This window comes from Cytobacillus oceanisediminis, from assembly GCF_004366035.1.
Lineage (GTDB): Bacteria > Bacillota > Bacilli > Bacillales > Cytobacillaceae > Cytobacillus > Cytobacillus oceanisediminis_C.
The window spans coordinates 63,651-78,347 of record NZ_SOEE01000002.1; the positions used below are offsets into that span (position 1 = coordinate 63,651).

A 14,697-nucleotide genomic window follows, 5' to 3' on the forward strand; every position below is an offset into this window, starting at 1 on the left:
TTTATGATAAGGATAACCGAAACGATGTTTTACTTACAAAACAAACATGTGTGGAGGTTATAAAATGCCATTTATTGATGTGAATGATTTAACGATTCATTATGAAATAGAAGGAAATGGTGAGCCGCTTGTTATTCTTCATGGGCTGGGCAACAATTCACAATCCTGGAAAAAGCAGCTGGAAGGGCTGAGTAAGGAATTTACTGTTATCGCCTGGGATGCGCCAGGCTATGGCAAGAGCTCTGATCCTAGGGAGGAATTTACACAATTCAGCCAATTTGCTGATGTTTTAAAGGGCTTTATTGACGGTTTGCATTATAAAACTGTTAATCTTTTAGGTCATTCAATGGGTTCAGCCATTGCTCTTGATTTCTGCAGCCGTTATCCTGGAATGGTGACCAGACTGATTATTGCCGATGCCACCCGTGGTGCCGCGGGGCAGAGTCATGAAGAAAACGAAAGAAAGCTGAAGAATCGCTTACATAATATTAACACAATGGATCCAAAGGAATTGGCCCAATTAAGGGTCAAAGAACTTCTTGCGCCAAACCCGGATCCAGAAGTTAAGAAGGAAGCAATACGAATCATGTCCCAGGTGAGGCCGATGGGCTATCGCTCTGTGGCCTTCTCACTTTCAAATTTAAATCAAATGGATATTTTACCTTCCATTCTTGTTCCTGTCCTTGTTATTTGCGGGGCATTGGATAAGGTGACTCCTGTAAGCGAATCAGAAATTTTCCATCAGTATATCCCTAATACAATTCTAAAAACCATTCCGAAAACAGGGCATTTATGCTATCAGGAGAATCCGGACTATTTTAATGCCCTTATTTTGAATTTTCTGCAGGGAGCATACAAAAAAGAAGAATTAGCAGAAAGGTAGTCATAGAGAAATATTTCCTTTTTCTATCCTGGTTTTGTTAATATGTTAGTAAAAATGTAAACAGGGGGTGACTTGTATGGCAAAAGAGGAGAAAGAGCGGTATAATGCCAATGCTCTTGTTAGGGGATTGGAAATCTTAAAGCTCTTTAATGAAGAGCGTCCAACTATGTCACTGGTTGAAATTGCAAAAGAATTGAATGTTAGCCGAACAGTCCCGTATCGATTATTGTATACTCTCCAGTCGCTTGGTTATCTTGACCAGGACGAAAACTCAAAAAGATATAGTTTAACGCCCCAGGTACTAGAATTGGGCTTTTCCTACTTAAGTACGCTAAAACTTCCGGAAATTGCCCAGCCTTATTTGGAAACATTAAGAGATGAAACAGGGGCTTCCTGCCATTTATCTATTCTGGATGGAAATGAAGTGGTGTATGTTGGCAGTGCTCCTGTCAGAGGGGTATCTGCTATTAATGTCAATATCGGACTGAGGCTTCCAGCTCATGCAACAGCAAATGGAAAATTGCTGCTTGCCTATCAGCCGCAGGAAAAGCTGAAACAGCTTTTTTATGGATCCGAATTGAAGCCGTATACGGATCGGACAAAAACATCTCTGGCTGATTTTCAAAATGAAATTGAAATAATCAGGGAAAATGGATACTCCATTACAAAAGGAGAACTTCACCATGGTATTCAATCAGTAGCCGCACCAATATTCGATAAAACTGGCAGTATTATGGCTGCTATTAATGTTGTAGCAACAGAGACAACATTCCATGATGAGTTTATTGAACAAGTAGCGCTTCCTAAAGTGCTTGAGATTTCAAAAAAGTTATCAGGCTATATGGGATATCATCTATAAGAATAGAATTATGGTTAAAAAGCTTGCAGCTGCTGCAAGCTTTTTTGTTTTGTATATAAAACATTTTTTAGTAAATAAAACAAATTGAAATTTCTTATTGACTCAATTTTCGAAAAACTTTACACTATTGATAAGTGGTAAACATTGTTTTGTATATAAAACAAAAAAATCACTGAAAGGAGGGCAAAAAATACCACCCAAAAAAAATTTTTTTATGAAGTATAATATTTGAGAATCGAACGTAATTGAAAGCGGTTGCAAAAATGAATATGTTTCTTGAAAGGGGATCACAAATGCTGAAAGGGAACAAAAGATGGCTCTATATTGCAGTGCCTATATTCTTTTTCTGGTTTTTTGGACAAATTGATAAACTGGGAATCTCGGTTATTCAAACGGATCCTGGCTTCCTTAGTGATCTGGGGCTAACAGGGGCAGACAAAAATGCCAAAATTGGCTTAATAACATTTATCTTTACAATTTCTTACGCCGTTTCAAATATATTTTGGGGCTTTGTTATTGATAAAGCAGGTCCGCGGAAAACGGCAGTATTCGGGCTGTTCATTTGGACTGCGACTATGATTGCAGGCGGTTTGGCATCTTCTTATGAGATGTTTTTAATCAGCAGGGTAATCCTTGGATTTGGTGAAGGGATGATGATTCCTGTTTGCGGAAAATTCATTTCAAATTGGTTTAACCAGCGGGAACTTGGCCGGGCACAATCAACCTGGCTCGCGGGCAATTATTTCGGACCTGCCTGTGGAGCTGTTATTTTGACTTTAGTGCTTGCTACTTTCCATTGGGAAGCTGCGTTTTTCTTCCTGGCTGCTTTTAATCTATTTATTGTTATTCCAATGTTTTGGTTCCTTACTAGGGATACACCTGAACAACATTATGCAATTGATAAGGAAGAGCTTGCGTATATCCGCAAGTCTGATGGCACTGAAAAACCAAAGAAAAGCTTTGCACAGGACTACCGCTATTGGATCGTCTGGTTTGGCATGTTAATGTCATCGTTTTTGTTTTTCGGAATCAGCATTTGGCTCCCTACTTATCTCGTTGAGGCGAAAAGTTTCTCAAGAGAAGCAATGACGGGGATTACCTCATTATCCTGGCTATTTGCTCTAGGCTTTGTATTATCCTGCGGATTTTTGGCAGACAAAACAAGACGTCCAAGCTTGCTGGCCACGATTCTGTTCAGTTTAACGGCAGTCTTCTTAACGGCAGCTATTTTTGCACCACATCCGGTTCTGGCTGGTATTTGTATGGGACTTGCAATGGGAACTCAAGGCGGGGTCTTCCATTTAAGCAATTTATTTATCGTAAAATTTTCGACCCCGGAAACAGCAGGGCGTGCTGCAGGTCTTATGGGATTCACAAATATTTTAGGCGGTTTTTCAAGCTATATCATGGGATGGATGAGAGACCTTGCAGGCGGGGATTTTGGCCCATCTATCGTTATGCTTATTATTGCAGCAAGCTTAGGCTTTATCGCATATATATTCACAATCAAAAAAGAGGCAGCGGAACTTCGGATTGAGCAATTTCCTCCAAATAGAAAGGTAATTGTGTAAAAGTTTTATATTTGAAACGAAGTTTTAATAATTTAATTTTTCTCAATATTTTTAATTGACATATTAAATATTGGGATTTATTATTAACCTGTAAGTAAAACATTGTTTTGTATATAAAACATTAAAAGGATTAGGAGTGATATTAAATGTCAGCAGAAAAATTTGATGTGCAAGCTTTCGAAAAAAAATATGTAGCACGGCTGGAAGACCGGTCACTGGACTGGAATGTTCTTAAATTTCAAGAAGAAATTGATCCAAAATACAAAAGGGCGCAAATGAGATATATTGGCCGCGGAGCTACAGCGAATAATGATTCAAATGTAATTGCAGCGGAACATTTTACACTCAGCACGATGGTGCTTCCAGCTGGATGTGTTGGACCTCTGCATCTTCACGATGATGTGGAAGAAGTATTTTTTATTCTTAAAGGGAGTGTAAAGGCTCTTATTCAGGAACAAGGCAAGGATGAAGTTCATGAAATTCGTTTAAATGAGCGTGACTGCATCAGTTCTCCTCCGGGAGTGTACCGCGGAATTCATAATGATGGCGATGAAGAAGCGTTAATGCTGGTAATGCTTGGAGCAGTAAAACCAAATCTTCCTACATATCCGAAAGGGAGTGCTCTTGAAGAGCTGCGCATTCAGCGTGCGAAAGAGAGAGAAGCTATCATCAACGGAAAATAATAGTTTCTGAAAAACTTGGATTCTAATGAATACAACCGGGATGGTCCGCTAATTTAACTCTGCCGGGTCATCCCGGTTCCTTTAATAAAAAATGTTTCCTCGGCAGCCAATGATCGGAGGATTGTAAATCTATTATTTTGGAGGTGCATGGGATGTTAGGTATAACTCACTTGAGGCATATAAGTCTCATTACTCCAGTTCTTGAGGAGCAGGCTGAGTTTTACGAGAAAATTTGGGGTCTTGATAAGGTATCCGAAGATGGGGATTCTGTCAATTTCAGGGGTGCTGGTTCAGAGAATCATATTTTAAATTTGAAGCGGGGAGAGAAAGCAGGGCTTCACCATATTGCATTTGGAATGGTTGATAAGAACGCTGTTGACAGGGCTGCGGAGATTCTCGCTTCCAAAGGTATCCCGATTATTTCACCACCGGGCTATTTAAATGAAGAAGGCAAAGGGTACGGCCTTCGCTTTGCTGATCCGGAAAACCGCTGCATTGAACTTTCAGCATGGGTGGAAATGCACACGACAATTTGGAATAAGAAGAATGTTGATCCGGTCAAGCTGAATCATGTGGTCATGAATACGGCAGACCTGGATATGATTACAGACTTTTATACAAATATATTAGGATTCAAGGTTACTGATTGGAGTGAACACCAAATGTCTTTCCTGCGCTGCAACAGGAAGCATCACTCAATTGCCTTCAATCAGGACCAGCATGCATCTGTCAATCATATTGCCTATGAGGTAGACACAGTGGACGAAGTCATGCGGGGGATTTCAAACGTCAGAAAAGCAGGTTATCAGGAGCTTTGGGGGCCTGGACGCCATGGACCGGGAAATAACATATTCTGTTACTTTCAGGATCCTGCCAAATTTGTCATGGAATACACTTGTTATCTAGAAACCATTGAAGATGAGGAAGAATGGGTGGCTCGAGTATGGAAAAGGGTTCCACACCTGATGGATCAATGGGGAATAGCCGGTCCTCCCAAACCGGAAGCACGTGCAGCGATGGGCGGAAAGCCTGATCCAGGCTGGGTTAACGTGAATGCATTAACCTAAAGATATTTGAAAGGGGTATCGTGATGGACTTTGGTTTAAAAGGAAAAACAGCAGTCATAATGGGCGGGACTTCGGGAGTTGGCCTCAAAACAGCAGAAATGTTCCTTCAGGAAGGTGCCAATGTGGCGGTATGCGGCAGAAATGCAGAGAGGAAGGATAAAGCCTTTGACCATTTATTGCTATACGGATCCAGGGAGTCAATCCTTGCTGCCTCTTGTAATGTAACAAATAAAGAGGATGTTATTCGTTTTGTCGATTCGGCAGCATCCCGATTTCAGGGAATTGATATTTTAGTTAATGCAGCCGGACAAAGTGTTATGGGCCATTTCTTCGATATTACAGACGAGCAATGGCAGGAACAGATTCAATTAAAATATTTTGCCATTATCCACGCGGTACGTGCTGTTCATCCTTATTTAGTGAAGCGCGGAGGCGGAAGGATCATCAATATTAATGCGACGCTTGCAAAGGAACCTGAAAGACATATGGTTGCCACAGCCGCAACAAGGGCAGGTCTTTTAAACTTAAGTAAAACGCTTTCCCAAGAGCTTGCATCAGACAATATCCTGGTCAACTCCGTAAGTCTTGGCCTAATCCGTACCGACCAGTGGGAACGCAGACGATTGAAAAATGCACCTGATATGGATCCCGAAGAATATTACAAAGATCTTGCAGCAAAGCGGGAGATACCGCTGGGCAGGGTTGGAGAAGCAGAAGAAGTAGCCAGTGTCATTCTCTTTTTAGCCTCAAAGCAGGCAAGTTATGTTTCAGGATCAACCATTGAAACAGCTGGAGCGCTGGGGAAAGCGCTTTAATTTCAAGCAAAGGCAGGAATGTAATGATGAGCCAACAGGAACAATTGGAAATTGCACCGGTAAACGCAAATGAGCAAATGGAATTTACTGCAGCAGATGCAGTTGTGAAGGAACTCGTCCGGGCTGGTGTTGAGGTGGCTTTTGGGATTGTAAGCATTCATAATATGCCGATTTATGATGCCATCCTCCGTGATGGAAGTATACATCTGGTATGCTCGCGCGGGGAGAGCGGTGCGGCAAATATGGCAGATGGGTATGCCCGTGCGACAGGAAAATTGGGGGTGGTCATTACCAGTACGGGAACTGGCTCAGGAAACGCAGCTGGTTCACTGATTGAATCATGGGCAGCGGGCGTTCCGGTCCTTCATTTAACAGGTGAGGTTGCATCCCCCTATCTGGGAACTGGCAGAGGCTATATTCACGAGTGTAAAGACCAGCTGTCTATTATGGAGGGCTCGTGCAAAAAAGCAATGCGGCTACGAAGGCCTGAACAGGCAGCAGCGGTTATCAGACAAGCGATTAAGGAAGCTGCTGCAGCCCCATCAGGGCCTGTTTCAGTTGAAATCCCGATCGATTATCAATCTGCGATTATTCCGGATTATTCATTGGAAGAAGTGATGGTTTCAGTTCAGGGAAACAGCACATTAACGTATCTTCCAAAAGAGGCGATAACCAAAATCAGCCAAGCCCGCCGCCCGGTTATTTGGGCAGGAGGGGGCGTCATTAGCGCCGGGGCTGCTAAAGAAGTGCAGGAGCTTGCGGAAAGGATCGGGGCCGCCGTTATTACGAGCCAATCAGGGAAGGGCAGCATTCCGGAGGATCATCCTCAATGTATTGGCCACTTTGCCTCCTTTGAATTAACAAAAGATTTAGTGAAGAAATCCGATCTCCTGATTAGCATTGGAGTCAGATTTAGAGGGAATGAGACCTCCAACTGGAAAATAGAAGTTCCTGAAAATCATATCAGCATTGATGCTGATCTGCAGGCAATGAACAGAAATTATGCCGCCGCCATTGGGCTGGCAGGCGATGCTAAGCTTATTTTGAGTAAATTAAATGAAGATTTGGCTAAGGAAGCATCAGCTCCTTCCTCTGAATATTTGGAAGAAGTGCTTTCAGTAAGGAAAGAACTGCGTCTTCAGTTGAGAGCAACGCTTGGACCCTATGAAAAAATAGCTGATTCTATGCGGAATATGCTCCCGCGGGATACTGTATTGGTGCGTGACGTTACGGTACAGGCAAATGTCTGGGGCAGCCGATTATTTGAAATATACGAACCGCGTACATCCATTCATGCTTCAGGCGGAGGGATTGGGCAAGGTTTGCCGACTGCAATCGGAGCACAAATGGGATGTAAGGATAGACAAGTTGTTTTATTAGCTGGAGATGGCGGCTTCATGGTTAATGTGGGTGAAATGGCTACTGCTGTACAGGAAAATCTTCCGTTAATCGTCATCCTGTTTGATGATGCAGGATATGGTGTTCTCCGAAATATTCAGGATGCCGCCTATGGACGTCAGGTAGCGGTTGATTTAGTTAGCCCTGATTTCGTTTTGCTGGCTCAGTCCATGGGATTTGCATCAGCGCAAATCGGTTCTCCGGAAGAATTCGCGTCCGAGCTGGATAAGGCAATGAACAGGAGAAAACCCTCCATGATCGTAGTGGATATGGAAGCAGTCGGGCCAATGGCGAAACCATTTGGAGGGCCCCCTGGTGCGGCTGAGGCTTTCAAACCGAAAAAGTTGTAAGGGAGTGATTTGTGGTGATTTCGACCTATCCATTTGTTTCAGGAAAATATTTAATAGCTGGAGATTGGATCCAGGCAGAAAATACAGCCCCTGTTCTTAATCCGGCTGATCATCAGGAAGTTGTGGGCGAAGTGGCTTTGTGTACAGAAGAACAGGTTGAATTAGCCATTTCTGCTGCAGCAAAGGCTTTTGGAACCTGGTCTGGAAGTGAGATTGAGGATCGGGCAAACCGGATGAAGCTGGCTGCAGACGAGATTAAAGCATGTGTCGAAGAGAACGTAACTTTGCTGATTCGAGAAAATGGAAAAGTATTGGTGGAAGCGAAAAAAGACCTTTTGCGCTGTGTCGATATAATGAAGGAAGCTGCCGAGGAACTGCTGGAATGGTGGAAACCTGAATCCATTCCCGGATCCCAGAAGGTCCAAATCCGCAAGCGTCCACGTGGGGTAACGGCGGTAATCTCTCCATGGAACTCACCGATGATCCTTACGTTTAAGCGGGTGATCCCGGCTGTTCTTGCCGGAAACACAGTCGTTGTAAAGCCGGCGACGAGCTGTCCGCTGACGATCATGTCTTTCCTCAAGACAGTAGCTTCTTATTTCCCTGAAGGAGTCATTAATGTTGTAACTGGTTCAGGAGGAGTTATTGGCAACAAGCTTTGCTCTGATCCGCGTATCCGAACCATTGCATTTGTCGGTAGTACTGAGACGGGGAAAGAAATTATGCGAGCTGCTTCAGGCACAGTTAAAAATGTCTACATGGAGCTTGGCGGGAATGATGCGGCTATTATTCTCGAAGATGCCAATCTGGACGAAAGCGCTATTAAGCGCCTGCGTTTCGGTGTTCTTCGGGCAGCAGGCCAGGTGTGCTCAGCCATAAAAAGGATCTATGTCCATGAATCAAGATACGGGGAGCTGGTAGAAAAGCTTAGAAAAGAATTTCAGCATATTAAGGTTGGAAACGGCATTCAGCCTGATGCTGAGATGGGGCCATTGAACAATAGGTCTCAGTACGAATATGTGAATGGCCTGATCGAACGCGCCAGAAAATCCGGAGCCACAGTCCTCACAGGAGGGATTCAGCTTGATCCAGAGTCCTGGGATAAAGGCTATTACATACTGCCAACAATCATTACAGATGTTGATCAAAGTAGTGAAATTGTTCATGCAGAACAATTTGGACCGGTAATTCCGATTCTCACATTTGAAAATAATGAAGAAGCAATCAGCCTTGCAAATGACAGTGAATTTGGTTTAAGGGCTTCTGTTTGGACAGAAGATGAATCCAAAGCAATTGAATTTGCAGACCGGTTAGAGGCCGGTGCCGTTTTCCATAATAACCATACCGTTTTTCAGGATCTCCATCTGGACTTCCCGGGACTAAAGGAAAGCGGACTTTCACGTGAAACGCGGCATTGCGGCCTGGAGTTTTTTGCAGATTCCTATGGTTTTGCCAATTAGGGGGATACCGATATGAAATTAGCCTTAATAGGAGGCGGGAATATAGGCAGGTTCCTTCTCCAAAGCATTAATAAAGACTGCTTAATACCAAATGCGAAAATTATTGGCCTTCATACTCGCCGCCAGGAACAGGCAAAGGAACTATCTCGGGAATTTCATGCGGAAATCTTTGCAGACGTGGAATCCCTTTTAAAATCCGAGGCCGACCTGGTTATTGAAGCCGCAACTGTTGAAGCTGTAGAAGAGTATGCTGCCTCCATTTTGCTGTCTGGTAAAGATCTGGTCGTAAGCAGTGTTGGAGCATTGGCAGACCAGGAATTTTATCATTGTCTTGAAGAAATTTGCGTTTTAAATAATACGAAAATTCATTTGCCATCAGGGGCAATCGGCGGATTGGATGTTCTAAAAGCAGCTAAAGCGATTGGTGAGCTGGATTCTGTCGCCATTATCACCAGGAAGCCTCCTCAGGCACTTCCTGGTGCCCCGCTTGATGGGGAAAAGGTGCTTTTTGAGGGATCTGCCGCCGAAGCCATTAAATTATTCCCTAAGAATATCAATGTTTCCATTATCTTGTCTCTCGCGGGATTAGGTGCCGAGAATACCGGAGTTAAAATCATATCCGACCCAGCAGTAAGGAAAAATAGCCATACGATTGAGGCAGCAGGTTCTTTCGGAAAGCTATCGCTTCAAGTCGAAAATGACCCGATGCCTAATAATCCAAAGACAAGCTACCTGGCAGCTCTAAGCATCCTGGCTTCATTGAAGAATAGGGATGAAATAATCCGGGTTGGTTGAGATGAGTTTGGTGCTATAGCAGGAAGAGAATAGTTTATTCTTTTCCTCGCTCCTTGGAGAAGCTTATTTTAAGACGAAGGGGGAATTTACATATGATTAAAACGACAACTAAGAATTTAGAAGAAATGACCCAAAAAGAAACTATCGGCTACTTAAACGAAACAGTCCAGCCTGAGGCTGGATCCATTCCTGCTTTTATCCTCGCAGATCCTAAGATTTACGATATTGAGCATAAAAAGGTGTTTATGAAAACCTGGCTTTTTATTGGCCATGAATCAGAAACCCCAAATAAAAATGATTATATGTTAAGAGATTTAGCAGGGTACTCGATTATTATTACAAGAGATTCAGAGAATGAAATCCGCGGCTTTTACAATATGTGCACACACCGCGGTATGAAATTATGCCGTGCTGACAAAGGCAATAAATCCTCATTTGTATGTCCTTATCATGGATTTAATTTTAAAAACAATGGTGATCTTATTGGAGTACCTCTGCAGAAGGATATTTATGGAACTGACCTGGATAAGTCCAAATTGGGACTCCACAAAATAAGGATTGAATCGTATAAAGGCCTTATTTTTGGAACCTGGAATGAAGAAGCCGAGTCTCTTTCAGATTTTCTGGGAGATTTCAAATGGTATTTGGACATTTTAGCCGGACGTGCTGAAATGGAAGTCCTCGGCCCTCCGCAAAGATTTATCATCCATTCAAACTGGAAGGTAGGAGCAGATAACTTTGTCGGCGATTCCTACCACACAATGGTCACGCATGGATCCATTGCAAAATTGGGCATGGTGCCCAGTGCAACCTATTCCAAAAAGGGATACCAAATTCACACAATGAACGGGCATGGTTTAAATCTGGGCACTCCTAATCCTGACTTCGCTTTCCCTGAGGAGCTAAAATCGGAATATCAATCCAATTTAACAAATAAACAATATGATGTGCTGGCCAATTTGAAAAATATGATCGGAAACATCTTTCCAAACCTGAGCTTCCTCATTTCGCATACAAAAGTGAAAGGGCAGCTGATTTCGAATACAACCGTTCGGATGTGGAGGCCAATTGGGCCTGATAAAATGGAAGTGATCGCCTGGTTCCTGGTAGAGAAAAATGCTGCAGACGACTGGAAAAAACGTTCAAGGGATTCCTTCATTTTAACGTTCAGCCCTTCAGGCATTTTTGAGCAGGATGATACGGAAGTTTTTACTGACATAACCGCTGCCGCATCAGGTCCAATGCCTGTTATGAAAGAACTTGTCTACAATTATACGATGGGCATGCACCGGGAACCGGTCAGCGATTTCACCGGTCCGGGTGTTGTCTACGATGATAAGTTTACTGAAGCAAACCAAAGGAACTTCTACCGCTACTGGCTTGATCTCATGAACGAGTAAATAAACTGGAACGATGCCTGAAATGGGGGAATACGGAATGAGTTTAGAGAAAATGCTCGCAACCTATGAATTTGAACAATGGCTCTACAAAGAAGCTGAGCTGCTTGATCATATTGATTTTGATGGCTGGTTTAGCCTTATGCATCCATCCCTGATTTATCAAATGCCTGTACGTGTCAATAAGGAAGGCACCGAAAGGCCAGATTATGCGGAAGATATGTTCTCTTTTAATGATGATATAGATTTGCTTAGCCTGAGAGTTGAACGGTTGAAAACGGATTATGCTTGGGCGGAAATTCCGCCTTCCCGCACCCGCCGCTATGTAAGCAATGTGAAACTGGCAGACTATGTCCCTAATGAAAAAGCATCAGTAAATAGTTATCTTCTAATCTATCGCAGTCGCAGTACAGACATCCATCATGACCTGATCTCAGGGGAGCGCCGTGATGAATTTCTATATGAAGATGGCGTCTGGAAATTGTCCAAAAGGGTTTTCATTGTCGATCAGACTACACTCAATACCAGAAATCTTGCTATTTTTGTTTAAGGAGGAACATCAAGTATGGAACTGCTTAGCGGAAAATCAGTCTATTTGACCGGGGGCGCTTCAGGCATTGGCAAGGCTGTTACAGAGACTTTTATACAGGAAGGAGCCTTTGTAACTGTGCTGGATAAGTCAGCAGCTGGCCTCGGGCAATTGAAGCAGGAATTCGGGGATCGTGTTCTATGCATAGAAGGCGACGTTACTGTATATGAGGATCATGTTCACGCCGTTGAAGCTGCTGTGGAAGCAACGGGAAAACTGGATGTGTTCGTGGCCAATGCCGGAGTATTTGATGGATTTGCCAAATTTAGTGAAGTAACACCAGAGGCCATGTCTGATGCCTATGACCTGTTATTTACTATTAATGTCAAAGGCTATTTTAATGGTGCAAAAGCTTCTGCGGAAGAATTAAAAAAAACGAATGGAAATATGATTTTCACGGTTTCCGGAGCAGGCTTTTACCCGGACGGGGGCGGAGTCTGGTATACAGCAAGCAAGCACGCGCAAATCGGCTTAATGCGCCAGCTTGCCTTTGAATTAGCCCCGGATATCAGGGTAAACGCAGTTGGCCCCGGCGGCACATTGACGGCACTCAATGTCATTGGCCCCCTTAAGCCGTTTGTGAAAGCAGTCGATCCGGATACGAAAGCGAAAAGCATTAAATCCCGGAATCCCCTTCGCATAGCCATGACCAGTGAAGATCATGTAGGAGCGTATCTGCTGCTTGCTTCTGATCAATCCCGTGCCATTACAGGCGAAGTAATTTCGAGTGATGGAGGACTTGCTGTACGGGGATTATCCTGAAGGAGAAGCGTCATTTAGAAGGAGTGTTTTTATGGCTGAAAGCAAAACCACTAAAGCGCCATTAGCAGGAAATCAGGCAATAAACCAGCTGGCATTTGTTGTCCGGGATATTGAAGAGGCATGTGAGGCTTTTTCAAGTTTACTGGGAGTTCCCAAACCTGAGTGGTTTTTAACAGGTGATCAGGAAGTATCAAAGGTAATTTACCGTGGAAAGCCTACTGCATCAATAAGCAAATTAGCTTTTCTAAATACGCCAACTGTTCAATTTGAACTGATTGAACCAAATGAAGAACCAGGCACGATGCGGGAGTTTTTGGATCGAGCTGGAGAAGGCATACACCATATTGCCTTTGATGTGGAATCCATCAGAGAACGAATGCCGTTTTTTGAGGAGAGCGGGTATTCAACACTGCAAAGTGGAGAATTTACATCCAGTGAAGGCAGATATGTTTATGCAGATACCTTGGAAGACTGCAAAATATTGGTTGAACTCCTGGAAAGCTTTGTGGCGAGAAATACTGCAGCTGCCCCTGAGTCACTAAGACCTTTGCTTGGAACAAATAAAGTCGAACAGCTGGCAATCGTGGTAAAAGATCTGGATTTAGCTGCCGATGCTTACTGTAAGCTTCTCGGTGCCGATAAGCCACCCATTATACAATCAGGCCCAAGTGAAACGACACAGGTCATGTTCAGAGGTCAGCCCACAGAAGCTAAATCAAAATATATGTTCATCAATACACCCTTCATTCAAAGTGAATTAATCGAACCAGGTGATTCACCAAGTACTTGGCAGGAACATCTGGAGAAATATGGGGAAGGTGTCCATCATATTTCGTTCGTTGTCGATAACCTGGATGAAAAAATCAGATTGCTGGAAGGAATGGGATATCCAGTCATACAAACTGGCAATTTTTTTAATGGGAAAGGCAAATACGCCTATATGGACACAACCTCAACGTTCAAAGTGATTATCGAATTACTAGAGAGGTATTAAATAATATCCGAACGGCTGCACATAAAGTGCAGCCGTTTTTTTAAGGTGGCTTCAATAGCTGATTAATTGTAAAATAATACTATTATAGAAATTATTAGGGGGATATATGTACACTTACGAATCTTTTGTAACAGATGGAGCCTTTACACTATTGAGGCCAGTGATTTCCAGTTTCCTATTAATAACTGTCGTTCTATTCATTCTTGTATGGCTTCCTAAAGTCATGCAGGGTTTCTTGAACGGATTTACGGTTATGGCAATTACAATGATTTCAATCATAGTATCTGGCCAGGTACTATTTTTTGAAGCCATTCTTGCTGATGAGTTAGGGCTGGGAGGAGGAAGCGGATTTTGGATGTTCCTTGTCATTGTCATTCTGGGAATCGTGAGCCCTATTATTTATTTCATAAGACATAGGGAGGCGGGATCGTGACTACTTCTGAAATTAAGAAACTAAGAATCAGGCAGCTCCTGTTCTTAAATGGCAACCTCCTTTTTTTCTTAACCGCTACGTACATTTTACAAAGTTTCATAGATATTACATTTTCACAAATGTTTATTTTCCTTGGCATGATAACTCTGATTCAATCCATTCTGGGATGGGCAAAACGTAATTCCACCAAATCTATTTTTCCTGTTATCGAAAAAGTTGCCATCTATGAAAAAGAAAAAATGGGCAATGAATGGAGTAAGCAGCGCACAGTGGGGAGTATTTGGACTTTGCTTGTCAGCAGCATACTATTTTTCAATGCTTACTTTCATTTTGATTCCGGTGAAATTCTGAGTATTGAGCCGGTATTTTTATTTTTTCTGACAATCGCGATTCTAGTCCTGACCAATATCAGTATGGTCATTCACTCCAGAAAGGTGGATGGTGCTCAATCACTTGCAGACTTCAAAGGGTACACCCGAAACTCTAATGTAAGGGCTATTATCTTTGGTGTATGTTACGTCTTCCTTATCTTTGTATTAATACTTTCTTTAGTCTAACCGCTCCAAATATGATTTGGACGGTCTTTTTTGTTTAAATACAAGTTGACAGGTCGGAATAGTTGGTTATATAATGTGATTAAT

General features: G+C 42.8%; 15 protein-coding genes. All 15 read left to right on the forward strand.

The genetic code is table 11. The features are described from left to right. Positions 1 to 64: 64 nt before the first annotated feature. Entirely contained in the window at positions 65 to 883 is an 819-nt protein-coding gene (locus tag DFO72_RS04695; RefSeq protein WP_113881180.1) for an alpha/beta fold hydrolase, read from the forward strand. A 76-nt stretch (positions 884 to 959) separates the two neighbouring features. Then, positions 960 to 1,742, forward strand: coding sequence for an IclR family transcriptional regulator (locus DFO72_RS04700; protein ID WP_113881179.1), 783 nt, complete (start codon positions 960 to 962; stop codon positions 1,740 to 1,742). 293 nt (positions 1,743 to 2,035) lie between these two features. Next, complete coding sequence (locus tag DFO72_RS04705; RefSeq protein WP_113881178.1) at positions 2,036 to 3,313, forward strand: MFS transporter; 1,278 nt, start codon at positions 2,036 to 2,038, stop codon at positions 3,311 to 3,313. Positions 3,314 to 3,459: 146 nt separating this feature from the next. Then, entirely contained in the window at positions 3,460 to 3,996 is a 537-nt protein-coding gene (locus DFO72_RS04710; protein WP_113881177.1) for a cupin domain-containing protein, read from the forward strand. Positions 3,997 to 4,148: 152 nt separating this feature from the next. Beyond that, positions 4,149 to 5,063: a VOC family protein gene (locus tag DFO72_RS04715; RefSeq protein ID WP_113881176.1), complete on the forward strand. Its 915-nt coding sequence runs from the start codon at positions 4,149 to 4,151 to the stop codon at positions 5,061 to 5,063. 23 nt (positions 5,064 to 5,086) lie between these two features. Next, on the forward strand, positions 5,087 to 5,878 hold the full coding sequence (locus DFO72_RS04720; protein WP_113881175.1) for an SDR family oxidoreductase: 792 nt from the start codon (positions 5,087 to 5,089) through the stop codon (positions 5,876 to 5,878). Between the two features lie 26 nt (positions 5,879 to 5,904). After that, positions 5,905 to 7,626, forward strand: coding sequence for a thiamine pyrophosphate-binding protein (locus DFO72_RS04725; RefSeq protein WP_113881234.1), 1,722 nt, complete (start codon positions 5,905 to 5,907; stop codon positions 7,624 to 7,626). A 14-nt stretch (positions 7,627 to 7,640) separates the two neighbouring features. After that, entirely contained in the window at positions 7,641 to 9,086 is a 1,446-nt protein-coding gene (locus tag DFO72_RS04730) for an aldehyde dehydrogenase family protein (protein WP_113881174.1), read from the forward strand. A 12-nt stretch (positions 9,087 to 9,098) separates the two neighbouring features. Next, positions 9,099 to 9,881, forward strand: a complete 783-nt coding sequence (gene nadX / locus DFO72_RS04735; protein WP_113881173.1) for an aspartate dehydrogenase — start codon at positions 9,099 to 9,101, stop codon at positions 9,879 to 9,881. 92 nt (positions 9,882 to 9,973) lie between these two features. Continuing rightward, positions 9,974 to 11,281, forward strand: coding sequence for an aromatic ring-hydroxylating dioxygenase subunit alpha (locus DFO72_RS04740; RefSeq protein ID WP_113881172.1), 1,308 nt, complete (start codon positions 9,974 to 9,976; stop codon positions 11,279 to 11,281). A gap of 37 nt (positions 11,282 to 11,318) precedes the next feature. Next, complete coding sequence (locus DFO72_RS04745) at positions 11,319 to 11,828, forward strand: aromatic-ring-hydroxylating dioxygenase subunit beta (protein WP_113881171.1); 510 nt, start codon at positions 11,319 to 11,321, stop codon at positions 11,826 to 11,828. Positions 11,829 to 11,843: 15 nt separating this feature from the next. Next, the gene (locus tag DFO72_RS04750; protein ID WP_113881170.1) at positions 11,844 to 12,629 is read left to right on the forward strand and encodes an SDR family NAD(P)-dependent oxidoreductase; all 786 of its coding nucleotides are present in this window, start codon (positions 11,844 to 11,846) and stop codon (positions 12,627 to 12,629) included. A 31-nt stretch (positions 12,630 to 12,660) separates the two neighbouring features. After that, positions 12,661 to 13,623, forward strand: a complete 963-nt coding sequence (locus DFO72_RS04755; RefSeq protein WP_113881169.1) for a VOC family protein — start codon at positions 12,661 to 12,663, stop codon at positions 13,621 to 13,623. 106 nt (positions 13,624 to 13,729) lie between these two features. Next, on the forward strand, positions 13,730 to 14,056 hold the full coding sequence (locus DFO72_RS04760) for a hypothetical protein (protein WP_113881168.1): 327 nt from the start codon (positions 13,730 to 13,732) through the stop codon (positions 14,054 to 14,056). After that, the gene (locus DFO72_RS04765; RefSeq protein ID WP_113881167.1) at positions 14,053 to 14,613 is read left to right on the forward strand and encodes a hypothetical protein; all 561 of its coding nucleotides are present in this window, start codon (positions 14,053 to 14,055) and stop codon (positions 14,611 to 14,613) included. The genes DFO72_RS04760 and DFO72_RS04765 overlap by 4 nt, the downstream gene beginning before the upstream one ends. The last annotated feature ends 84 nt before the right edge of the window (positions 14,614 to 14,697 follow it).